The sequence below is a fragment of the Rouxiella sp. S1S-2 genome, assembly GCF_009208105.1.
Classification (GTDB): domain Bacteria; phylum Pseudomonadota; class Gammaproteobacteria; order Enterobacterales; family Enterobacteriaceae; genus Rouxiella.
In genome coordinates, this window is the sequence record NZ_WFKL01000001.1 from 1619030 (window position 1) to 1640722 (window position 21693).

General features: G+C 52.3%; 21 protein-coding genes and 1 tRNA gene. 16 read left to right on the forward strand and 6 right to left on the reverse strand.

What is annotated here, in order from left to right; genetic code table 11:
* Positions 1-25: 25 nt before the first annotated feature.
* The 4 genes from GA565_RS07510 to GA565_RS07525 form a co-directional block, all read right to left on the reverse strand.
* Complete coding sequence (locus GA565_RS07510; protein WP_152197960.1) at positions 26-862, reverse strand: radical SAM/SPASM domain-containing protein; 837 nt, start codon at positions 860-862, stop codon at positions 26-28.
* 155 nt (positions 863-1017) lie between these two features.
* Positions 1018-2316, reverse strand: a complete 1299-nt coding sequence (locus GA565_RS07515) for an Nramp family divalent metal transporter (protein WP_152197961.1) — start codon at positions 2314-2316, stop codon at positions 1018-1020.
* 381 nt (positions 2317-2697) lie between these two features.
* A tRNA-Arg gene (locus tag GA565_RS07520) sits at positions 2698-2772 on the reverse strand.
* A gap of 87 nt (positions 2773-2859) precedes the next feature.
* Positions 2860-3783, reverse strand: a complete 924-nt coding sequence (locus tag GA565_RS07525; RefSeq protein WP_152197962.1) for a formate/nitrite transporter family protein — start codon at positions 3781-3783, stop codon at positions 2860-2862.
* Positions 3784-3979: 196 nt separating this feature from the next.
* Here GA565_RS07525 and ccmA point away from each other — a divergent pair, with 196 nt between their 5' ends.
* The 10 genes from ccmA (at position 3980) to mlaA (ending at position 12118) form a co-directional block, all read left to right on the forward strand.
* Positions 3980-4606 (forward strand): cytochrome c biogenesis heme-transporting ATPase CcmA, encoded by a 627-nt coding sequence (gene ccmA, locus GA565_RS07530; protein WP_152197963.1) that lies wholly within the window; start codon positions 3980-3982, stop codon positions 4604-4606.
* Positions 4606-5265 carry a heme exporter protein CcmB gene (ccmB, locus tag GA565_RS07535; RefSeq protein WP_152197964.1) on the forward strand — a complete coding sequence of 220 codons (660 nt, stop codon included), beginning with the start codon at positions 4606-4608 and terminating at the stop codon, positions 5263-5265. Before ccmA ends, ccmB begins: the two co-directional genes overlap by 1 nt.
* Positions 5266-5530: 265 nt before the next feature.
* A complete protein-coding gene (locus GA565_RS07540; RefSeq protein ID WP_152197965.1) occupies positions 5531-6265 on the forward strand; it encodes a heme ABC transporter permease in 735 nt (244 codons plus the stop codon).
* Positions 6265-6528 carry a heme exporter protein CcmD gene (gene ccmD, locus GA565_RS07545; RefSeq protein WP_152197966.1) on the forward strand — a complete coding sequence of 88 codons (264 nt, stop codon included), beginning with the start codon at positions 6265-6267 and terminating at the stop codon, positions 6526-6528. Before GA565_RS07540 ends, ccmD begins: the two co-directional genes overlap by 1 nt.
* Positions 6525-7019, forward strand: coding sequence for a cytochrome c maturation protein CcmE (gene ccmE / locus GA565_RS07550; protein ID WP_152197967.1), 495 nt, complete (start codon positions 6525-6527; stop codon positions 7017-7019). The genes ccmD and ccmE overlap by 4 nt, the downstream gene beginning before the upstream one ends.
* Complete coding sequence (locus GA565_RS07555) at positions 7016-8989, forward strand: heme lyase CcmF/NrfE family subunit (protein WP_084983110.1); 1974 nt, start codon at positions 7016-7018, stop codon at positions 8987-8989. The genes ccmE and GA565_RS07555 overlap by 4 nt, the downstream gene beginning before the upstream one ends.
* On the forward strand, positions 8986-9537 hold the full coding sequence (locus GA565_RS07560; protein WP_152197968.1) for a DsbE family thiol:disulfide interchange protein: 552 nt from the start codon (positions 8986-8988) through the stop codon (positions 9535-9537). The genes GA565_RS07555 and GA565_RS07560 overlap by 4 nt, the downstream gene beginning before the upstream one ends.
* Positions 9534-9992: a cytochrome c-type biogenesis protein gene (locus GA565_RS07565; RefSeq protein ID WP_152197969.1), complete on the forward strand. Its 459-nt coding sequence runs from the start codon at positions 9534-9536 to the stop codon at positions 9990-9992. Before GA565_RS07560 ends, GA565_RS07565 begins: the two co-directional genes overlap by 4 nt.
* Positions 9989-11209 (forward strand): c-type cytochrome biogenesis protein CcmI, encoded by a 1221-nt coding sequence (gene ccmI / locus GA565_RS07570; RefSeq protein ID WP_152197970.1) that lies wholly within the window; start codon positions 9989-9991, stop codon positions 11207-11209. The genes GA565_RS07565 and ccmI overlap by 4 nt, the downstream gene beginning before the upstream one ends.
* A gap of 33 nt (positions 11210-11242) precedes the next feature.
* Positions 11243-12118: a phospholipid-binding lipoprotein MlaA gene (gene mlaA, locus GA565_RS07575; protein ID WP_152197971.1), complete on the forward strand. Its 876-nt coding sequence runs from the start codon at positions 11243-11245 to the stop codon at positions 12116-12118.
* A 57-nt stretch (positions 12119-12175) separates the two neighbouring features.
* Here the strand turns inward: mlaA and fadL are convergent, their stop codons facing one another.
* Positions 12176-13453, reverse strand: coding sequence for a long-chain fatty acid transporter FadL (gene fadL / locus GA565_RS07580; protein ID WP_152197972.1), 1278 nt, complete (start codon positions 13451-13453; stop codon positions 12176-12178).
* A gap of 430 nt (positions 13454-13883) precedes the next feature.
* Here fadL and GA565_RS07585 point away from each other — a divergent pair, with 430 nt between their 5' ends.
* From GA565_RS07585 to sixA, 4 genes are all read left to right on the forward strand, one after another.
* A complete protein-coding gene (locus GA565_RS07585; RefSeq protein ID WP_152197973.1) occupies positions 13884-14210 on the forward strand; it encodes a YfcZ/YiiS family protein in 327 nt (108 codons plus the stop codon).
* A gap of 213 nt (positions 14211-14423) precedes the next feature.
* A complete protein-coding gene (fadI, locus tag GA565_RS07590) occupies positions 14424-15737 on the forward strand; it encodes an acetyl-CoA C-acyltransferase FadI (RefSeq protein WP_152197974.1) in 1314 nt (437 codons plus the stop codon).
* Complete coding sequence (gene fadJ, locus GA565_RS07595) at positions 15734-17899, forward strand: fatty acid oxidation complex subunit alpha FadJ (protein WP_152197975.1); 2166 nt, start codon at positions 15734-15736, stop codon at positions 17897-17899. Before fadI ends, fadJ begins: the two co-directional genes overlap by 4 nt.
* 399 nt (positions 17900-18298) lie before the next feature.
* On the forward strand, positions 18299-18787 hold the full coding sequence (sixA, locus tag GA565_RS07600; RefSeq protein WP_152197976.1) for a phosphohistidine phosphatase SixA: 489 nt from the start codon (positions 18299-18301) through the stop codon (positions 18785-18787).
* 70 nt (positions 18788-18857) lie between these two features.
* Here the strand turns inward: sixA and smrB are convergent, their stop codons facing one another.
* Positions 18858-19403: an endonuclease SmrB gene (smrB, locus tag GA565_RS07605; protein ID WP_055779315.1), complete on the reverse strand. Its 546-nt coding sequence runs from the start codon at positions 19401-19403 to the stop codon at positions 18858-18860.
* A gap of 187 nt (positions 19404-19590) precedes the next feature.
* Between smrB and prmB the strand changes: the two genes are divergently transcribed.
* Both prmB and aroC read left to right on the forward strand, forming a co-directional pair.
* Positions 19591-20523, forward strand: a complete 933-nt coding sequence (prmB, locus tag GA565_RS07610) for a 50S ribosomal protein L3 N(5)-glutamine methyltransferase (RefSeq protein WP_055779519.1) — start codon at positions 19591-19593, stop codon at positions 20521-20523.
* A 39-nt stretch (positions 20524-20562) separates the two neighbouring features.
* Positions 20563-21648, forward strand: coding sequence for a chorismate synthase (aroC, locus tag GA565_RS07615; protein ID WP_055779312.1), 1086 nt, complete (start codon positions 20563-20565; stop codon positions 21646-21648).
* The last annotated feature ends 45 nt before the right edge of the window (positions 21649-21693 follow it).

Genomic DNA, 21693 nt, shown 5'->3' on the forward strand with positions numbered 1-21693 from the left:
AGACTTCTGCGTTAACTGTGTGTTTTTACTCTTCGTGAAGGGCACATTTTCTACACATATCTAAAGTGAATTTACCTTTTCTCACCTCTTTGCGGATTTGTTTAAACCACTCGCTGCCCCAAATATCTAACAAATTGTTATTAAGCACATTGCCAAAGCTGTGTTTAACGTGGAAATCATTGGTACACACTACCTCCCCGGTATAAGTAATTGAAATTTCATCCGAGACGTAGTGGCACGATTTCATTTTACGCGCTATAGGCGGCTTAACCGTTCCTGCACGATTGAAAAGCGCCAGGCCCTCGAGATTGCGCACCTTAATGACATTCAGCGTTTCCGGATTATCTTTCATAATTGAGGTGAATGACTTGGGGAAATTTTTGGTGTGCTGAGTCACCAGAAATCCGGTAACGCCTGAGTCTACCAGCTTCTTATACATCTCATAATTAAGCAGTATGCCATTGGTATGTATGACGATTTGCGCATGAGGCAGCTTAGCGTGGGCGTAAGCCATAAGCTCTGGCAGCCGTTTATCCATCAGCGGCTCACCAAAAAAGTGGGGAGACAATCGGCCTGAATATTTAATGGCAGATAAATCGTCTACCGCTTTACGAAAAATCGCCTCTGGCATGTAGTTAACGCCGCGACCGCCATCAAATGAAGTTGGGCAATAGCTGCATTTGAGATTGCATTGAGAATTAATCTCAAAATCAATCGCGGTAAAAATATCTCTATTTTTGAAACCATAAGTGGCGATTTTGTTAATGCCGTTGTAAAGACCGCGCAGTTTAGGCTTGATAATTTCGGGGGTGTTTTGCGCCATTAGGCGATAGAAGGAATTTAGAACTAATGGAAGTTGCATCAATTATCCTTATGGAGGCAATTATAATTAGTTATCCTGTTAAGCAGTTCCACGGGTTGAAACTGCTTAGGATTATTCCTAATATAATATTTTTGATGCCTCTGGCAAGGATATTCTCGCACTGTGGCCGCACTGATGGCACCGCAGAAACTCCATCAAGCCATAATGTTCACACCAAAGGTTTGTAATAGCAGCACAATATTAAGCGCCAAGATAATAACGGTGCCGATGATAGAGATAACGACTGTTGTTCTGCTGTTTACAAACTCACCCATTATATCGCGGCGGCGGGTAAACATGACTAAGGCTATCATTGGCGCGGGCAGGGCAAGACTCAGCACGACCTGACTATAAACCAGCGCGTCGGTGGCATTCACATCCATCGCCACCACAATAAAGGCGGGGATCATAGTCACCAGACGACGCACCCACACCGGAATTCGGAAGCCAACAAACCCTTGCATGATCATTTGACCGGCCATCGTGCCGACTACTGAGCTTGATATCCCGGAGGCGATAAGAGAAAGCAGAAATACCCCCGCCGCGCCAATACCAAGCAGTGGCGTCAACGTGTGGTAGGCAGTTTCTATTTCCGCGACATCGCTGTGGCCGCTGTGAAACGCACTCGATGCCATAATGACCATTGCTATATTCACCAGACCGGCCACGCTGAGGGCAATAATGACCTCGATATTAGAAAATCGCAGCAGCTTTCTTCGTTCCTTCTGATTCTTAACTTCAGTACGATTCTGAGTAAGCCCAGAATGCAGAAAAATAGCATGCGGCATTACCGTCGCACCAATTATTCCTACCGAAATAGTCAGCGCCTGCGCATCGGGTAGCTGGGGCATGATCATACCCATTCCCGCCTCGGCCCAGTTCACCGGAACAATAAACATCTCGACCAGATAACACAGGGCAATAATGGCAACCAAGCCGCCGATCATTAACTCAAGCGGGCGGAATCCACGTCTCTCAACCATGAGTAATACATAGGTAATAACGGCAGTAATACCCATCCCCACCAATAAAGGCATACCAAACAGTAATGAAAGCGCGATGGCACCGCCCAAGAACTCTGCAAGATCGGTGGCCATTGCGGCAATCTCACTTACGATCCACATGCCCCAAACCACCGGTTTCGGAAATTGTTCACGGCACATCTCGGCCAGATTCTTATTGGTGACAATCCCCAGCTTGGCCGACAACGCCTGAAAAAGCATCGCAATCAGGTTCGCCATCACCACCACCCACAGGAGGGAGTAGCCATAACGCGAACCCGCCTGAATATTGGTCGCAAAATTACCCGGATCCATATAGGCAATCGACGCAATAACCGCTGGGCCGGCAAACAGCAGCGGCGTCATCATGCCGCGCTTACGTCCGTCTAAGGCTTGCCCAATGGCCGTATTCGTCCTCTCGGTCAGTGAGGAAGAGTGCTTCATCTCGTGCATAGTCGTTCCCGCCCCTGTAATACTTGCCCGTAAATGTTGAGTGGTTTTTATTCTATAAACTCAATATAGCATTGGCTATACTCTATAGGTCAGGCTAATTTGTGGGTAAAATTGTTCGATTTTGTTTCAAAGGGTGGGGGAGCAACAGAACGGACAGTGTGGGTGTTTGAGTCACTTTTCTGGATAACTTTATAGATACAAAGTGATACCGTAAGTACACCGGTTTTAGTTCCAGGCACTTATGAGATTTCCCAACTTTCAGCGAGCTTGTAAGATTTATGCTTAGGTTTTGCTGCATCGACTTGTCTGCGAGGCAACGTCATTGGGGGTATCTTGAAAAAGGGACTTTGTTACTTCAGGGAGGGTATGGAAAGGTTGAAATGGTGTCCCCTACAGGAATCGAACCTGTAACTAGCCCTTAGGAGGGGCTTGTTATATCCGTTTAACTAAGGAGACATCGCTGCCACGGGGGCAGCGCCGGCACAGTATACCCATTTTCATCTGAAAAATAAGGCATTGCGGGTTTGTTTGCTCAATACTTCGTCACTTTACTGACTTTGGACCCTCTTTAGGTGCCTTTTGGGCTTTTTTACGCTCGTTACTTAAATCATTTCTAATTTGAGCGTGGCTGATCAGGGCGAATATAAATGTGCCGCCGATGATGTTGCCCGCGAGAGTTGGCAGTGCAAAAGGCCACAGAAAATGCTGCAAAGGTATTGCACCGGAAAGCACCAGATACAACACTTCTACCGAGCCTACGACGATGTGGGTCAGATTACCGATGGCGACCAGATAGGTCATCAACAGTATTACCCAAATTTTTGCCGCGCCCGCACTGGGCAGCATCCACACCATGGTTGCAATTAACCAGCCGGACACCACGCCGCCAACAAACATCTGACTTGGATCTTTCTCCATCACCTCCATGCTGATGCTGTGAAACGCCTGCAGTATCGAAGGTTCAAACAGCGGTAAATAGATAAATGCCAACGACGCGCAGGCGGCGCCAATCAGGTTACCACCCAGCACCACGCCCCATAAGCGGAACAGGATACCGAAGTTTTTCAGCGTCGGTTTGTGCATTACCGGTAAAACGGCGGTGACGGTATTTTCAGTAAACAGCTGTTGGCGGGCCATGATCACAATAATAAACCCGACGGTATAGCCGAGGTTCTCGAGGAAGAAGCGGGCGGGGGTGTCTTCTAACTGTTCGTGGAGAATGCCTTTGGTAACCAGCGAGGCGCTTATCGACAAGCCTGCGGCGATCGCAGACCACATCAGCGCCAAGCCGTCGCGCTCAAGCTCTTTCTCTCCTTCCATACGTATCTGCTCATGCACGGCAGCGGCGCGCGAGGGCAGATTTTCTTCATCGACCTCAATCTCGCTACCGTCATCATCTTCTTCGCTGTCGACGTCGGGGCCGTTTTTATCATTATTTTTATCTGCACGGTGGGTATTGAGACTCATCACTGACTCCTTAGTGTAAATCCAGCGTTTGGAAAATTTTGACTACTGATAAAGCGCAGCGTTTACATTTTGTATCACTCAATAAGCATAGGTTATTTTTTTAACCTTTTATGGCATGCAAACTCCGCAGCCAAAGCCTACAGCGTTTGTAAGGCCTATGTTATGATTGCCACCCCGTAAGATAAGAGACTCGCCCATGTTCGAAGCGCTTAACCTCAGTTGTGTTCGTGACGAGCGAACCCTGTTTAGCAGCTTAAGTTTCACCATCCAGCCGGGCGAGATAGTCCAGATTGAAGGCCAGAACGGTGCCGGTAAAACCAGCCTGCTGCGTATTTTAGCCGGGCTTTCCGCCGCTGATGAGGGCGAAGTGCTTTGGCAAGGTCAAAACACGCGCCGTCAGCGAGAGATTTTTCATCAGAATTTACTGTTTCTGGGTCATCATGCCGGCATTAAATCTGTATTAACGGCCTATGAGAATCTGGCTTTTTATCAGTCGGAGAAAGGGCAAGTGGCGCAGGATGCCATTTTCGATGCGTTAGAGCAGGTCGGCCTGCTAGGTTATGAAGACGTGGTAGTGGCGCAGCTTTCTGCGGGCCAACAGCGCCGCGTCGCGCTGGCCAGGCTGTGGATTAGCCGCGCGCCGCTGTGGATTTTGGATGAACCTCTGACCGCCATCGACAAGCAGGGCGTCTCTGCGCTCATTGAACTGTTTGAACATCACGCCCAACACGGCGGCATGGTGTTATTAACCACCCATCAGGATTTACCCGGCGTGAGTCGCGCAGTGCGTAAAATTCGTCTCACCAGTGCAGAGCTAGCCTAATGTTTATTAAAGTTTTACGCCGCGAACTGAAAATTGCTTTTCGAAAAAGCGCCGAGATTATTAACCCGCTGTGGTTTTTTTTGATCGTAATAACCTTATTTCCATTAGGCATCGGCCCTGAGCCTACGCTGCTGGCGCGCATTGCGCCGGGCATCGTCTGGGTGGCGGCGCTGCTGTCTTCGCTGCTCTCCCTTGAACGGCTTTTTCGCGATGATTATCTCGACGGTTCGCTCGAACAGTTGTTGCTGTTGCCCGCGCCGTTGACTCTGACGGTCATTGCCAAAGTCTGCGCGCACTGGATGGTCACCGGGTTGCCGCTGATAATTATTTCTCCGCTGATTGCGCTGCTGCTGTCACTGGATTTTAAAACCTGGGAGGCGGTGGCGTTAACCTTGCTGCTGGGCACGCCCACGCTGAGTTTTATCGGTGCTATCGGCGTTGCGCTGACCGTTGGGCTGCGAAAGGGCGGGGTGTTGCTGAGTTTGCTGGTGTTGCCGCTTTATATTCCAGTGCTTATCTTTTCAACCGGTGCGATTGATGCGGCATCAATGGCGATGCCGATTGGTGGATATCTGGCTATTTTAGGTGCGATGCTGGCCGGAAGTTTTACTTTGGCGCCCTTTGCCACCTCGGCGGCGCTGCGCATCAGCGTGCATTAATCAATCAGTGTGATGATTACTCTGCGGAACTTGATGGTCATAATATTTCAAATTAACCATAAATAGAGTAATGAGTTTACTTGCGGTTACAATACGCTAGAAAAAACGCAACCTTTGACTAACATCACACTTCTGGTTAGTGAACAATAAGCGCTATGCCCAAAAGAGCGGAAGGTGACCCAAGCGGCCCTGACTGCCCTGCGTAACCCAAAAAAGGTTTACGGCATTTGAAACAGTGTAATTTTAACGTGAGCAATGACAAATAATGTGGAAATGGTTACATCAACTCGCAAGGCCTGAGCGGCTTTACCACGTCTGCGGCCGTTTTATTCCTTGGCTGGCCATCGCGGGTATTGTTTGCCTCCTTATAGGCTGGGTGTGGGGGTTCGGCTATGCGCCTCCCGATTATCAGCAGGGTAACAGCTATCGGATTATGTATATCCACGTGCCTGCCGCTATTTGGTCAATGGGTATTTACAGCTCGATGGCCATCGCCGCCTTTATCGGTTTAATCTGGCAGATGAAAATGTCCGAGCTGGCAATGGCCGCCATGGCGCCGGTCGGCGCGGTATTTACCTTTATCGCGCTGGTGACCGGCTCTGCCTGGGGTAAACCGATGTGGGGCACCTGGTGGGTGTGGGACGCGCGTCTGACTTCTGAGCTGGTGTTGCTGTTCCTTTATCTGGGCGTGATTGCCTTATACAACGCCTTTGAAGATAAACGAACAGCGGGCCGCGCGGCCGGTATTCTGGTGCTGGTCGGGGTGGTGAATATCCCGATTATTCATTACTCGGTGCAGTGGTGGAATACGTTGCATCAGGGCTCAAGCGATTTTGGAAAAACGATTGATCCCAGCATGCGTTATCCGCTGTTCTGGTCAGTGTTCGGCTATCTGTTCTTCTTTATTACGCTGACGCTGATGCGGCTGCGCAACCTGATTATCCATCAGGAGCGTTCACGGCCCTGGGTGGCATCACTGGTGAATAAGGAGCGCAGGTAATGAACGCTGCATTCCCAACCTGGCAGGCATTCTTTGCGATGGGCGGCTATGCCTTTTATGTTTGGCTTTCCGTTATCGTCACGCTGATTTCATTATTGGGCCTGGTTATTCATACCGTCTGGCACCGTCGTAAACTGTTGGCTGATATTCGCCAGCGTCAATCTCGCGAACAGCGTATTCGCCAATCCAGAAAACAGGCCGGTGCTGCCCAGAAGTCTGCGGCACCGAAGCCACCGGAATCTTCCCGGGAGACGTTATTGTGAACACTCGTCGTAAAAACCGCCTCTATCTTGCACTGATTGTATTAGTGGGATTAGGTTTGGCCACCACGCTGGTCATGTATGCGCTGCGCTCCAACATTGACCTGTTTTACACGCCTAGTGAAATTCTTCAGGGTAAAGGTAAAGACCATGAACTGCCGTTTGTCGGTCAGCGGCTGCGCATTGGCGGCATGGTGATGCCTGGCTCGGTAAAACGTGATGATAAAACCCTTGAAGTGCACTTTAAAATTTACGATGCACGCGGTGCTATCGCCGTGACTTATTACGGCATTTTGCCCGACCTGTTCCGCGAAGGGCAGGGCGTAGTCGCTCAGGGCGTGATGCAGGCCGATAACGTTGTCATGGCGAAGCAAGTGTTGGCCAAGCATGATGAAAAATATGTTCCACCGGAAGTAGAAGACGCAATGAAAGATAATCATACGGGACCTGCCTCGGCTTATGTTCCTCCTGCTAAAGGAAACAGCCAGTCATGATCCCTGAAATTGGTACTTTTGCTCTTTGCCTGGCGTTAGGCTTGTCAACGTTATTGAGCATTTATCCCCAGTGGGGAGCAGCACGGCAGGACGAGCGGATGATGGCGATGGCCCGTCCTCTGTCATACGGTATGTTTGGCTGTATTTTGCTGGCCTTCATTATTCTGGTTCACGCCTTTGTGGTGAATGACTTCTCGGTCGCCTACGTGGCCAATAACTCCAACACTCATTTACCGGTTTACTACCGCATGGCGGCGACATGGGGGGCGCACGAAGGTTCTCTGCTACTTTGGGTGCTGTTGCTCGGCTGCTGGACCACCGCGGTGGCGCTGTTCAGTCGCCGTATGCCGAACGACGCCGTGGCCCGCGTGCTGGCAGTCATGGGGCTTATCACCACCGGCTTCCTGCTGTTTATTCTGCTGACTTCTAACCCGTTCCTTCGGACGTTGCCAAATTTCCCGATTGACGGCAGCGACCTCAATCCTGTGCTTCAGGACATCGGCCTTATTTTCCACCCGCCTATCCTTTATATGGGCTATGTCGGTTTCTCGGTGGCCTTTGCCTTTGCGATTGCGTCTCTGATGGCCGGTCGTCTGGATACCGCCTGGGCGCGCTGGTCTCGCCCGTGGACTCAGGCAGCCTGGGTGTTTCTCACCATCGGTATCGTGTTGGGTTCTGCCTGGGCCTATTACGAGCTGGGCTGGGGCGGCTGGTGGTTCTGGGATCCGGTAGAAAACGCCTCGTTCATGCCTTGGTTGGCCGGTACGGCGCTTATCCATTCACTGGCGGTGACTGAAAAACGCGGGACTTTCAAAGCGTGGACCGTATTGCTGGCAATTACCTGCTTCTCGCTCTGCCTGCTGGGCACTTTCCTGGTACGTTCCGGCGTGCTGGTTTCCGTGCACTCCTTCGCCTCTGACCCGGCGCGCGGTATGTTTATCCTCGCCTATCTGGTGATTGTTATCGGCAGTTCTTTGCTGCTGTACGCGATTAAAGGCAACTCGGTGCGTGCGCCAAGCCGCCACGAACCCTATTCGCGAGAAAGTTTCCTGCTCGGCAACAATGTCCTGTTGGTGGCGGCGATGCTGGTGGTTCTGCTCGGAACGCTGTTGCCGCTGGTGCATAAACAGCTCGGCCTCGGCAGTATTTCTATCGGCGAGCCGTTCTTTAACACGATGTTTACCTGGCTGATGGCACCGTTAGCGCTGCTGCTGGGCATCGGCCCGTTAGTGCGCTGGCGTCGTGATGAGCCAAGCAAACTGTGGCGTCGTCTGGGCGTGGCGCTGGTGGTGACACTGCTGCTGTCGATTCTGCTGCCTTGGCTGCTGCAGGACAAAATTGTGGGCATGACCGTGGTCGGCATGATGATGTCGGTGTGGGTCATTATCCTGACACTGATGGAGCTGCACGAGCGTGCGACCCATCGTCACACCTTCTGGCGCGGGCTGACACATCTGTCACGCAGCCACTGGGGCATGGTGTTGGGGCACTTGGGCGTTGCGGTAACCGTTATCGGCATTGCCTTTAGTCAGAATTACAGCGTTGAGCGTGATGTGCGCATGAAAGCGGGCGATACCGTGGATATCCAAGGGTATCATTTTGAGTTCCGCAACCTCAGCGATATCACCGGGCCGAACTATACCGGCGGCGAAGCCAATATTGACGTCACGCGCAACGGCAAATTTGTCACCGTGCTTCACGCCGAAAAACGTTATTACAGCGTGGCACACAGCATGATGACCGAAGCGGCGATCGACGGTAATTTGGCACGCGATCTTTACGCCGCGCTGGGTGAAGAGCTTGACGACGGCTCGTGGGCTGTGCGTCTTTACTACAAACCTTTCGTACGCTGGATTTGGCTGGGCGGCATCTTTATGGCGGTCGGCGGCATTCTGTGTATTCTCGACCCACGCTACAGAATGACCAAAAAGCTGAAACGTCAGGGCAAAGACGCGGCGGAGGAAGCATGAGTCGTAAAATTCTCTTTATCCCGCTGTTTCTGTTTTTAGCGCTGGCGGCGGCTTTTCTGGTGCAGCTGACCCGCAATGCGCACGGCGATGATCCCACTCTGCTGGAGTCGGCGCTGGTGGGCAAACCGGTGCCGGTGTTTAAGCTCGAATCCCTGTTTGAGCCGGGAAAAACCTATGATCAAGCCGTGCTCCACACAGGTAAACCGATTTTACTCAACGTGTGGGCGACCTGGTGCCCAACCTGCCGCGCCGAGCATGATTATCTTAATACGCTGGCGGCCAAAGGTGTGCACGTGATTGGCCTTAATTATAAAGATGACCGCGGCAAGGCAATTAACTGGCTGAATACGCTGGGTAATCCTTATGCGCTGAGCTTGTACGACGGCGACGGCATGCTGGGGCTTGACCTCGGCGTTTATGGCGCACCTGAAACCTTCCTTATCGACGGCGACGGCATTGTCCGCTATCGCCACGCCGGTGACCTCAACGAGCAGGTGTGGCAGAAAGAAGTCCGTCCGCTGTATATCAAATACGGAGGTAACGCATGAGGCTGTTGTCGATTTTTCTCGGATTGGCGCTGAGCTTTAGCGTGTTTGCCGCCATCGACACTTATCAGTTCAAGTCGGTGCAGCAGGAGCAGCAGTATCGCCAGCTTACTGAGCAACTGCGCTGCCCGAAATGTCAGAACACCAATATTGCGGCGTCTGATTCGATCATTGCCGCTGACATGCGTACCAAGGTTTATCAATTGTTGAACGAAGGCCAGTCAAGCAAGCAGATCGTCGAATATATGGTCGCCCGCTATGGCAACTTCGTGACCTATGAGCCGCCGGTTACGCCTTCGACGTTAATTCTGTGGGTCGGACCCGCGCTGTTTGTATTGGTCGGTGCACTGGTCATTATTTTACGCGCCCGTCGTCGTCAAACGGGTGAGAAGTTCTCTTCGCAGGAACAGCAGCGTCTGGCGCAGTTGCTCGGTGAAAGTGACAGGAAAGAATCATGATTGTTTTTTGGCTGGTTATTGTTGTGCTGATGCTTATTGGCACCGCGCTGTTTGTTGTGCCGGTTGTTCGTGGCGATCGCGCCGACCTGGCAAACACCCGCGACGATTTGAACAAGGCATTTTATCATCATCGCCTTACCGAACTTCAGGAAGACGAAGATCAGGGCGTGCTGTCCTCCCCAGAACGTCCTCTTTTTGTTCAGGAACTGCAGGAAAATCTGCTGAGCGATATTCCCGGCCAGGCGAGTAAAGTCGGTAAACCGATTGCCCGCTGGACGCTGATCCCAGGCGTTATTGTGCTGTTGGTGGTGACCTTTGGTTTTTATCTGTACGCCGGAGGGCTAGGGCAGGTCAGCGCGTGGGATCAGGTCATGAACAAAATGCCTGAACTGCGCGAACGCGTGGCAGATGCCAATGCCAAACCACTCAATATGGCTGATATTCAGGACTTGGGATTGGGCCTGCGCTCCGACCTGCAGAACGATCCTGATAATGCCAAAGACTGGTTGATGCTGGGCCGCGTTGGTATGGCGCTCAACAATGCCAGCACGGCAACGCAGGCTTTTGCCCGCGCTTACGCACTTTCTCCAAATGATATGGAAATCAAACTGGGGTATGCTGACGTGCTGACCCGTTCGAGCGATCCTCAGGATAATATCAACGGTGGCAACATGCTACGTGATATGCTCGAACATAATCAGGGTAATCTGCAAGTATTGAGCCTGCTGGCATATAATGAATATGAACAGGGTCATTATCCGCAGGCGATAGGTGCATGGCAGGTGATGCTGAAGATTCTTCCTGCCGACGACAAGCGTGCCGAAATGGTCAAAGCCAGCATTGAGCAGGCCAAAGCCAAGTCAGGCATGGACAAGGTAAAACTGGGCGTTGCCGTCACGCTGTCGCCTAAAGCGCAGCAGCAGCTTCCTCAGCAGGGTACAGTATTTATTTCAGTTACAGACGGCAGCAGCCCAGTTCCGGTCGCAGTTAAAAAACTGCCACTCAGCCGCTTCCCGCTCTCTGTCACTGTGGATGATACTAATGCCATGATGCCTGAACGCTTGCTTTCTTCGTTGCATCAATTAAAAGTACGTGTACGTATTTCACAAAATGGCTTGGCGACTCCGGCATCGGGTGACTGGTACGGCGACAGCCCGTTAACCAATTTTTCGGGGAGCGGACAGGTCAATATTGAGATTAATCAGCAGGTTCCGTAGAACCGGGGCCGAAGCATAAACAGGGAGACTAAGATGGACTTTCGCCTGACTGGGCTGGCGTTTGCCACGTTATTATTAGTTGGTTGTGCCGGGAGTGGGGATAAGCCCAAATCGTTGGTTACGCCATCCGCTACGGCGCCAAAAACGGCGTCTGCAACGGGCGTAGTGCCAACGGTTGCCGATGCGTCAAATCCACCGGCTCCCGAAGCGGTTGACCCGCAGTTAGGTGGACGTTCAGATCCCCTGCAGGGCTTTAACCGCTCAATGTTCAACTTCAACTTGAACGTGCTTGATCCTTATGTTTTGCGTCCAGTTGCCGTGGCGTGGCGTGACTATTTGCCACAGCCTGCGCGTAACGGTCTGAGTAATTTCTTTGACAACCTCAGTGAGCCATCAACCATGGTTAACTATTTTGTTGAAGGCAACATAAATGAAGGTGCTAAACACTTTACGCGCTTTTTCCTCAACACCATTTTGGGGATGGGCGGCCTTATCGACGTTGCGTCAATGGCTAACCCACAGTTGGCGAAAGAAGAACCTCATCGTTTCGGTAGCACGTTGGGCCATTACGGCGTGGGTTACGGTACCTATGTGGTATTGCCGGGTTACGGCAGTGCTACGCCGCGTGAGGACGTCGGCGGTCTGGTTGACGACCTTTACTTCCCGCTTAACTACTTGACCTGGTGGATGTCGGCCGGTAAATGGGCGCTGCAGGGTATCGAAACCCGTGCACAGTTGCTCGATTCCGACGGCCTGCTGAAAAACTCTTCCGATCCTTACGAGTTTATCCGTGCGGCTTACTTCCAGCACCACGACTTCCTGGCCAACGGCGGCAAGCTGACCCCAGTGGTTAACCCGAACGCCGCGGCGATTCAGGGTGATTTGGACAGTATCGACTCGGCGAACTGAGTTTCGCAGCCAAACAAAAAAGCGCCCTTGGGCGCTTTTTTTATCTCTAACGTTGCATCAGAACGCGTAGTTAAAGTTCAGGCCGTACAGCATCGCGGTGCCTTTGGCATCGAACTCGTAGTTAGGCACGCCGTCTGCCACTTTTTCACTGATGTGTACTGATTTGCCGTGCATATAGGAGACACCGAGGTCAACCGAGGCGTCTTTGTTAAACGCATAGGTAGTACCTACGCTCAACCACAGGCGATCCTGATCGGGAATCGAAATGGTGCGGTTATCGGCCGGAACCGGGCTGTCGTCATAGGCGATACCGGTACGGAAGGTCCACTCATCGCTGTAGTAGTAGGTTGTACCCAGCGCCAGACGGTAAACGTCGTGATATCCCTCTTTTTTCTCAAACAGCGTGTTGCCGTTGGAGCCGGTGGCTTTCAGCTCCTGGAACTGACTCCAGCTGGTATAAGTCAGGCTGTAGTGAACTGCCCATTTTGGCGCTACGCGGTTATAGCCTGAGACTTCCCACATTTCTGGCAGGTTTAGCGTCAATGAACCCGGCACCGTGTTGCCGCCGGTTCCGCCCGCTGCAACCGGCAGGTCACTGCGGTAGTTGCCGTCGAAATCAATATCCACTTTGGAACGATAAGTGAAGCCGTAGCGGTTGTTGTCATCCACTTCATACAAAATACCGGCGTTCCAGCCGTATCCCCACGCGTTGCCGTTCAGATGCGCGGCGGTGGTGTCGGCAGGAATGGTGCCACGGCTTTGCAGCGCCACCAGTTCACCGGCATTACGCTCGATTTTTGCCTTGGCATACACCGCATCAAAACCAACGCCGAAGCTGAAGTGCCGGTTAAGGCGATAGGCGGCGCTGAGGTTAAGGTTTTCGGTAATCAGGTCGGTTTTGCCCGCCAGCGGTCCGGCGGGATAGCCGCTTTCGAATTCGGTCGATAATCCATAGTTCGACGTGGCCGATGCGCCCAATGCCCACTGGTCGTTAATCGGTAGGATGAAGTGCAGGTTAGGCACCCACGCATTCGGTGCGATGTTATCGTCGTCGGTGCTGCGTCCTGTGACCGGCGATTTGCCGCTTAGGCTGACATCAGGATCGACGTAAACAAATCCGCCGGAGAAGGAAGGGCGGTCAAACATGGTCATGGTTGCAGGGTTACGACTGCCGGATGCGGCAGAGTCGGCGATGGCGCCCTCACCTGAGAAGGAGCGGCCCAGTCCGGCTGCGGTGTATTCGTTTAGCTGAAATCCTGCCGCGTAAACTTGGGTTGAAACAAGTACCATTGCAGCTGCCACAGCCGATCTTTTAAACAGGTTTTTCTGGTTCATGACCAAAACCTCATTTTATGTTTTATAGAACAAAGTTACTCATGGGTAACGATGAGCGGCGGATTGTAGAGTCCGGAGTGGGCCGACTAATCAGACCAGTAGGCGAAGTATAGGTCCGACCTGTACACATGTTGCAATGTTGTTTCACACTTTTAGGCAATTAGATTTTAAAAATCAGATCCGCTTAACAAAAAAGATACGATTAAGATTCACTAAACTAACAACTCAGGTTGAACTAATCGGCAAATAAATAATTCAGACTTTTTGGCGCGAGTTATTCTTGTGATTTTAGTCACTTAAAAACCATGATAAAAGTAGGGACTAGTTTCATTGAAGAGGCAGGAGTAAAATAAATCGCAGAGAATCGATAACTTTTAATGATTCATTACGGCCAAAGGCCAGGCGCATGAGTGCGTTGCAAGGAGAAAATATGTCAGCTCTATCAACTGAGTCTCAGAAAAAAGGTCACGCAATCAAGGCCTGCAGTGCCCAAGAAACGGCCGCCTGCTGCTGTGTCGATGTGGGAACAATTATTGATAACACCGACTGCACGGCGTCTTACCAGAACGTTTTCGCGACCCGTGAAGACGCTCAGGCAATGCTCGAAAATCTGACCGCGCGCGCGCGCAAGGCAGAATCTGATCCTTGCGTCATTCGCGGCGAGTTTAAAGATGTTGAAAACGGTGTTGAATTAACCGCTGATTTCACCTTCTGCTGCCAAATTGAATCCATTAATTTCCAACTCTCTCTTCGTTAATATCTGCCTTAACCGCTCTTTGGCGTCCCCACGTCGTTGAGCGGTAGTCATCTGTTGCATTCAAAATTTGCTGTTGCTCGCAATTCGTCATCATGGACTTTGCCAACTGTAATCATCTGGTTAACACTAAGTTATCAGGTCGGACCTGTTGCATTGATAAGACTTTAAAATACTCTTTAAAACATTGGCCGTTTGGATTACTCAGGAGCTCCTATGAATAAGGCAATTCCACTGGTTACGCGTGAGGGCAGCCGTATCGCCATTGTTGACGGTTTGCGTACCCCATTTGCCAAACAGGCGACGGCCTTTCATGGCGTACCCGCTGTTGATTTGGGGAAAATGGTGGTCAGCGAGCTGCTGGCGAAAAGTGGGATTGACTCGGCAATCATCGATCAACTGGTGTTTGGTCAGGTAGTTCAAATGCCTGAAGCGCCGAATATTGCACGTGAAATTGTGTTGGGGACCGGCATGAGCGTCTCGACCGATGCCTACAGCGTTTCTCGGGCCTGCGCCACCAGCTTTCAGGCCGTCGCCAATGTGGCCGAAAGTATTATGGCGGGCACCATTAGCATCGGCATTGCCGGTGGGGCAGACTCCTCCTCGGTGCTGCCGATTGGGGTCAGCAAGGCGCTGGCTCGTACGCTGGTTGACGTTAATAAAGCCAGAACCCTCTCCCAGCGGCTGTCGTTGTTTAGCAAACTAAAACTACGTGACCTGTTGCCGGTGCCGCCCGCAGTGGCTGAATATTCCACCGGGCTGCGCATGGGTGACACCGCAGAGCAAATGGCAAAATCACACGGCATCACTCGCTTACAGCAGGATGAGCTGGCACATCGCTCGCATCAGTTGGCGGCGAAAGCCTGGGAAGACGGGCTACTGGACAGCCAGGTGATGGCCGCACACGTTCCGCCGTACAAAGACGTGCTGCAAAAAGACAACAACATCCGGTTTAATTCCAGCATTGAACAGTATGCAAAATTACGTCCGGCATTTGACCGCAAACATGGCACGGTGACGGCAGCGACCAGTACGCCGCTCACCGACGGCGCGGCGGCGGTGCTGATGATGAGTGAGTCGAGGGCGCAGGCATTGGGGCTGCGTCCGCTGGGGTATTTACGCAGTTTTGCCTTCGCGGCTATCGATGTTTGGGAAGATATGCTGCTCGGGCCGGCCTATGCGACGCCGTTGGCGTTAGATCGTGCGGGGTTAACCCTCCAAGATATTGATTTAATTGACATGCATGAAGCTTTTGCCGCGCAAACGCTGGCCAATATAAAAATGTTTTCCAGCCAACAGTTTGCTAAGGAAAAGCTTGGCCGAGAGCAGGCGATAGGCGAAATAGATTGGAATAGATTTAACGTATTGGGTGGATCGCTGGCCTATGGCCATCCTTTTGCGGCAACCGGTGCGCGAATGATAACTCAAACCCTGCATGAGCTGCGCCGCCGCGGCGGTAAATTGGGCTTAACCACCGCCTGTGCCGCCGGTGGACTGGGTGCCGCAATGATTCTGGAGGTGGCCGAATGAGCCAGAAACCGCTGATCTTCCCCGTTGAAAAGTTGGAAACCGCCACACCTTCGGCTTTCACGCTGCACTTTACCGAAGACGACATCGGCATTATTACTATCGACGTGCCGGATGAGAAAGTGAACACCCTCAAGGCCGAATTTGCCCATCAGGTGAGCCAAATACTCCAGCAAGCACAGCAGCATCCCAAACTTAAGGGACTTATTTTTGTGTCTGGCAAGAAGGATTCTTTTATTGCCGGGGCTGACATCAGCATGATTGCCCGCTGCACGCAGGCAAGTGAGGCTGAGGAGCTGGCAAAAAAAGGCCAAACAGTGATGGCGCAGATTGCTGGCCTGAAGGTGCCGGTCGTCGCGGCTATTCACGGCGCCTGTTTGGGAGGCGGCCTGGAGTTGGCGCTGGCCTGCAACAGCCGTATTTGTTCGCTGGACGATAAAACGCAGCTCGGCCTGCCGGAGGTGCAGCTGGGTTTATTGCCCGGCTCAGGCGGCACGCAGCGCCTGCCGCGGCTGATTGGCGCACCCAAAGCGCTGGATATGATGCTGACTGGCCGCAGCATTCGCGCTAAACAGGCGCTGCGCATGGGACTGGTTGACGATGCCGTTCCTCTGTCTATTTTACTGCAAACTGCTATTGAGCGAGTGAACAAGGGCCGTATTAGTAAAAGAGTGTTGCCCTGTCAGGCACGACTTGCTCAGGGCCCGTTGGGAAAAACGCTGCTGTTTCACTTTGTGCGCAAGCAAACGCGCGCTAAATCGAAGGGGCATTATCCCGCGACCGAAAAAATTATTGATGTAGTGCAAACCGGGTTAACTCACGGCAGCGGCAGTGGGTATCAGGCCGAAGCGAGCGCCTTTGGCGAACTGGTGATGACGCCGCAGTCGGAGGCGCTACGCGGGCTGTTTTTTGCCTCAACTGCGCTGAAAAAAGATTTAGGTGCCGAGGCCTCACCGCGTGAGATCCATAACGTTGCCGTACTCGGCGGCGGACTGATGGGCGGCGGCATTGCCAGCGTCACGGCCACAAAAGCGGGTGTGCCGGTCAGGATTAAAGACATTAATCAGCAGGGAATAAGCCACGCGTTTAAAACCAGTTGGGACCTGCTGCAAGGCAAAGTAAAACGCGGCCACCTTAAGCGCGCCGAGCAGCAGCGCCAGATGATGCTGATTTCCGGGACTATTGATTACAGCGGTTTCAGGCAAGTTGATTTAGTGGTTGAAGCCGTGTTTGAAGATCTCGAACTCAAACAAAAGATGATCCGTGAAGTTGAGGAAAATGCTGCCCAGCAGACTATTTTTGCCTCAAATACTTCTTCTCTACCGATTCACGAAATTGCTCGCGGTGCAGCAAGGCCTGAGCAGGTTATTGGCCTGCACTATTTCAGTCCAGTCGATAAAATGCCGCTGGTGGAGGTTATACCCCATGCGCATACCAGCGCAGAGACGATTGCCACCACCGTCGCGTTTGCCAGAAAGCAGGGCAAGACGGCGATTGTTGTTGGCGATAGCGCCGGATTTTACGTTAACCGCATTCTGGCTCCTTACATAAATGAAGCGGCGCGCTGCCTGCTGGAAGGGGAGAGTATTGAGCATATCGATAATGCGTTGGTCAACTTTGGTTTTCCCGTCGGTCCGCTCCAGCTCCTGGATGAAGTAGGTATAGACGTCGGCACTAAAATCATTCCCATTCTTGAAACGGCCTACGGTGAACGTTTTGCGCCACCGCCGGGGCTGGACGCGGTGCTTAAAGATGACAGGAAAGGCCGTAAAAATGGCAAGGGCTTTTATCTTTATGCCGATAAAGGGCAAAAGGCCAAGAAAAAGCAGGCAGACTCTTCCATTTACAAGCTGTTAAACCTGACACCAAAAAATAAGCAAGCCGAGGATGACATTGCTGAGCGCTGTGTCGCACTGATGCTCAATGAGGCCGTTCGCTGCCTCGCCGACGGCACGGTGCGTAATGCCCGTGATGCCGATATTGGCGCCGTTTTTGGCATTGGCTTCCCGCCTTTCCTCGGCGGGCCGATGCGTTATATCGACAGTTTGGGTGCCGATGCGGTGGTGAAGAAACTGCAGGTGCTGCAGCGTCAGTACGGCGAGCGTTTTGCACCCTGTGACGCGCTGCTCACGCGTGCCGCCGAGGGGCAAAAATTGTATAGCTGATAAATTGAGCGTAAAATGTTCAATCTTGTTGATCTTACACGCCGCGCGTCGCCCCTAAATTTCGCGTCTAGGTGTGATAGAGATCACGGCTTAATTCGGGGTTTCTGGTAAACGTTAATTAGCTACCCTGACCGTTAGACATGGTCGTTAAATAAGCAGACTATTTACATCCATTTTCAGTTGGTGTAAAAAACAGCGTTTTCTTTACGATAACTTTCAGGCAAAATGCCCGACCGCGATACAGATGCCCTTAGCGTTAATAAGGACGCAGGCATTCCGACGGTACGTTTTGATGATGTTCTGATGATGTAGTGCCCTGCTAGGATGTGGGCAGAAGGGTAATACAGCACGCGAAGCGTACCTGTATAGCGCTATTTTTGTTAACAAAAGCGGTGCAATATGCAAGTTGTGATTATGCGTCACGGTGAGGCTGCTCTCGATGCGGCCAGCGATTCGGTAAGACCTCTAACCGATTGTGGATGTGACGAAACAGTATGTATGGCGTCCTGGTTAAACGGCCGCTCCGTCAAGATTCAGCGTGTTCTGGTGAGCCCTTATCTGCGGGCGCAGCAAACGCTGGAAAAAGTGCGTCAGGCGATAGCGCTTCCTGAAAAGGTCGACGTGTTGCCAGAATTGACGCCCGGCGGCGATCCTGCTTTAGTCGCCGAGGAGCTGCAGGCCCTGGCAAAAGAGGGGGTTAGCTCAGTACTGGTGGTGTCTCACTTGCCGCTGGTGGGCTATCTGGTGGCTGAATTATGCCCCGGGAAATGTCCGCCAATGTTTGCAACCTCTGCCATGGCCAGTGTTGAAATTAACGCCGACACGGGGCAGGGCAGTTTTGACTGGCAATTTAGTCCTTCACAGGTGATTGCAAAAGCCTGCGGTTGATTTGAAACGCAGCGGTCAGACGTATAAAAGGCACAGCGCGCTGTGCCTTTTTGCATTTCTGGGCTGATGCCTAGTCTTCCCGCGTTTTATCGTCCAGCTCGACCAGAACCAGCAGCGCAGCATTTCCCCCAAGCTCACGCGGCGCCTGATGAAAAGCCTCTACGTCCGGGTGCTGAGCCAGCCAAAGCGGCGTCTGTTGCTTTAGAATGTGTTTGCCGTGGCCGTGCATCACGCAGGCACAGTGCACGTGTTCACGGCGACAGGCCGCAATCAGCGCACCCAGCTCCTGCTTCGCTTCTCGCTGGGTAAGACCATGCAAGTCCAGAAAAAGCTCAGGTGAATAATCGCCGCGGCGCAGTTTTTTCAGCTCAAAATGGCTGACATCAGGCCTGACGTGACGCACCGGCCCTTCATTGTCCAGCATCGGCTGGAACTCATCGGAAAAATAGTACGTTGCGTCAACCTGCTCTTGCAATAGCCGTTTCGGCGAGGCAATAACCTGTGGCTTTCGCGTAGGTTTATGCAAAATAGTATCGTTTTTCAAACGCTTGGTGCCCGGTACCGCCTCACGAAATAAGGTGAGGTCTTCCTTATTCAGGGAGAATTTTTTCTTCATCGCAATTTCATCATTCTTCGCACATTTTTACAGTGTACCTGCTCAGTGCTTCCTTTCTAAATAAAACTGTTTCGCGGTATCTCGCAACAAAAGGGGATACCTGCTGATTTGTTGTTGTCTTCGTGGCAAACTATGCGGAAATTTTATGGCCGTAAATAAAGCCACCCGCCGTACCCAGGAGAGAAAATTGGATAAAATATTCGTCGACGAAGCCGTCAGTGAGCTGCATACCATTCAGGATATGCTGCGCTGGACCGTCAGCCGCCTGAATGCCGCTAATGTTTATTACGGGCATGGAACGGATAATCCTTGGGACGAGGCCGTACAACTGGTGTTGCCAAGCGTGTTTCTGCCGCTCGACATTCCTGAAGATATGCACACCGCGCGCCTGACCTCCAGCGAGCGTCATCGTATTGTTGAGCGCGTGATCCGCCGCGTCAATGAGCGCGTACCTGTTGCTTACCTGACCAATAAAGCCTGGTTCTGCGGCATGGAGTTTTACGTTGATGAACGCGTGCTGGTCCCGCGCTCGCCGATTGCTGAACTGATCAACAACCGCTTTGCCGGCATTTTGCAGCACCAGCCTGAGCATATTCTTGATATGTGTACCGGCAGCGGCTGTATCGCAATTGCCTGCGCCTACGCCTTCCCCGAGACGGAAGTGGATGCGGTTGATATCTCCGCCGACGCGCTGGCGGTTGCTGAACGTAACATCGACACCCACTGCATTGAGCAATGGGTTACGCCAATTCGTTCTGACCTGTTCCGCGAACTGCCTGTGTTGCAGTACGACCTGATTGTGACCAACCCGCCCTACGTTGACGAAGACGACATGGCAGACCTGCCGGACGAATATCGCCACGAGCCTGAGTTAGGCCTGGCTTCCGGCAGCGATGGTTTGAAACTGACACGTCGTATTCTGGCCTGTGCACCTGATTACCTCACTGACAACGGCGTGCTGGTTTGTGAAGTGGGCAACAGCATGGTACATCTGATGGAACAATATCCGGATATTCCCTTTACCTGGCTGGAGTTTGAGAACGGCGGTGACGGCGTATTTATGCTGACCAAACAACAGTTGCAGGACTGCGCGGCGCACTTCAGCATTTACCGCAGCTAATTGAATTTTAACAGTTAACACACAGCTTAAGGAGCCGTGATGGCTGGGAACAGTATTGGGCAATTTTTCCGCGTCACTACTTTTGGTGAATCCCACGGTATCGCGTTGGGATGTATTATTGACGGCGTTCCTCCGGGTATTCCTCTGACCGAGGCTGACCTGCAGCACGATCTCGACCGCCGTCGCCCGGGTACGTCTCGCTATACCACGCAGCGTCGTGAAGCCGATGAAGTGAAAATTTTATCAGGCGTGTTTGAGGGCGTGACGACCGGCACCAGCATTGGTCTGATTATCGAAAATACCGATCAGCGTTCGCAGGATTACAGCGCCATCAAAGACGTATTTCGTCCGGGACACGCTGATTACACCTACGAGCAAAAGTATGGCACTCGCGACTATCGCGGCGGCGGTCGTTCCTCTGCGCGTGAAACCGCGATGCGCGTTGCCGCCGGTGCTGTCGCCAAAAAATACCTGGCGCAGAAGTTTGGCGTGAAGGTTCGCGGCTATCTGGCACAGATGGGCGACGTCAGCTGCGAGCTGAAAGACTGGGATTTGGTCGAAACCAACCCGTTCTTCTGCCCGGACGAGTCCAAGCTTGAAGCACTGGACGAACTGATGCGCGAGCTTAAAAAAGCCGGTGATTCTATCGGGGCCAAAATTACCGTGGTGGCAGAAAACGTGCCAACCGGATTAGGCGAGCCGGTGTTCGACCGTCTGGACGCCGACATTGCCCATGCGCTGATGAGCATTAACGCGGTGAAAGGCGTTGAAATCGGCGACGGTTTTGCCGTGGTGAACAAGCGCGGCAGCGAAAACCGTGACGAAATTACGCCGCAGGGCTTTGAAAGCAATCACGCGGGCGGCATTCTCGGCGGCATCAGCAGCGGTCAGGCGGTGGTTGCGCATATTGCTTTGAAACCAACGTCGAGCATTACCGTGCCGGGCCGCACTATCAATCGCGAAGGCGAGCAGGTCGAAATGATCACCAAAGGTCGCCACGACCCTTGTGTTGGCATTCGCGCCGTGCCCATTGCCGAAGCCATGATGGCCATTGTGTTGATGGACCACCTGCTGCGCCAGCGCGCGCAGTGTGGCGATGTTAACTCTAGCGTTCCGCGCTGGTAGTGAACTGAAAAGACTGACTTTTGGCAGAGGATCCTTTGACAGAAT

Coding starts and splice junctions, on each gene's coding strand:
- GA565_RS07510 (WP_152197960.1), bottom strand. CDS start 862: ATGCAACTTCCATTAGTTCTAAATTCCTTCTATCGCCTAATGGCGCAA.
- GA565_RS07515 (WP_152197961.1), bottom strand. CDS start 2,316: ATGCACGAGATGAAGCACTCTTCCTCACTGACCGAGAGGACGAATACG.
- GA565_RS07525 (WP_152197962.1), bottom strand. CDS start 3,783: ATGAGTCTCAATACCCACCGTGCAGATAAAAATAATGATAAAAACGGC.
- ccmA (WP_152197963.1), top strand. CDS start 3,980: ATGTTCGAAGCGCTTAACCTCAGTTGTGTTCGTGACGAGCGAACCCTG.
- ccmB (WP_152197964.1), top strand. CDS start 4,606: ATGTTTATTAAAGTTTTACGCCGCGAACTGAAAATTGCTTTTCGAAAA.
- GA565_RS07540 (WP_152197965.1), top strand. CDS start 5,531: ATGTGGAAATGGTTACATCAACTCGCAAGGCCTGAGCGGCTTTACCAC.
- ccmD (WP_152197966.1), top strand. CDS start 6,265: ATGAACGCTGCATTCCCAACCTGGCAGGCATTCTTTGCGATGGGCGGC.
- GA565_RS07555 (WP_084983110.1), top strand. CDS start 7,016: ATGATCCCTGAAATTGGTACTTTTGCTCTTTGCCTGGCGTTAGGCTTG.
- GA565_RS07560 (WP_152197968.1), top strand. CDS start 8,986: ATGAGTCGTAAAATTCTCTTTATCCCGCTGTTTCTGTTTTTAGCGCTG.
- GA565_RS07565 (WP_152197969.1), top strand. CDS start 9,534: ATGAGGCTGTTGTCGATTTTTCTCGGATTGGCGCTGAGCTTTAGCGTG.
- ccmI (WP_152197970.1), top strand. CDS start 9,989: ATGATTGTTTTTTGGCTGGTTATTGTTGTGCTGATGCTTATTGGCACC.
- mlaA (WP_152197971.1), top strand. CDS start 11,243: ATGGACTTTCGCCTGACTGGGCTGGCGTTTGCCACGTTATTATTAGTT.
- fadL (WP_152197972.1), bottom strand. CDS start 13,453: ATGAACCAGAAAAACCTGTTTAAAAGATCGGCTGTGGCAGCTGCAATG.
- GA565_RS07585 (WP_152197973.1), top strand. CDS start 13,884: ATGTCAGCTCTATCAACTGAGTCTCAGAAAAAAGGTCACGCAATCAAG.
- fadI (WP_152197974.1), top strand. CDS start 14,424: ATGAATAAGGCAATTCCACTGGTTACGCGTGAGGGCAGCCGTATCGCC.
- fadJ (WP_152197975.1), top strand. CDS start 15,734: ATGAGCCAGAAACCGCTGATCTTCCCCGTTGAAAAGTTGGAAACCGCC.
- sixA (WP_152197976.1), top strand. CDS start 18,299: ATGCAAGTTGTGATTATGCGTCACGGTGAGGCTGCTCTCGATGCGGCC.
- smrB (WP_055779315.1), bottom strand. CDS start 19,403: ATGAAGAAAAAATTCTCCCTGAATAAGGAAGACCTCACCTTATTTCGT.
- aroC (WP_055779312.1), top strand. CDS start 20,563: ATGGCTGGGAACAGTATTGGGCAATTTTTCCGCGTCACTACTTTTGGT.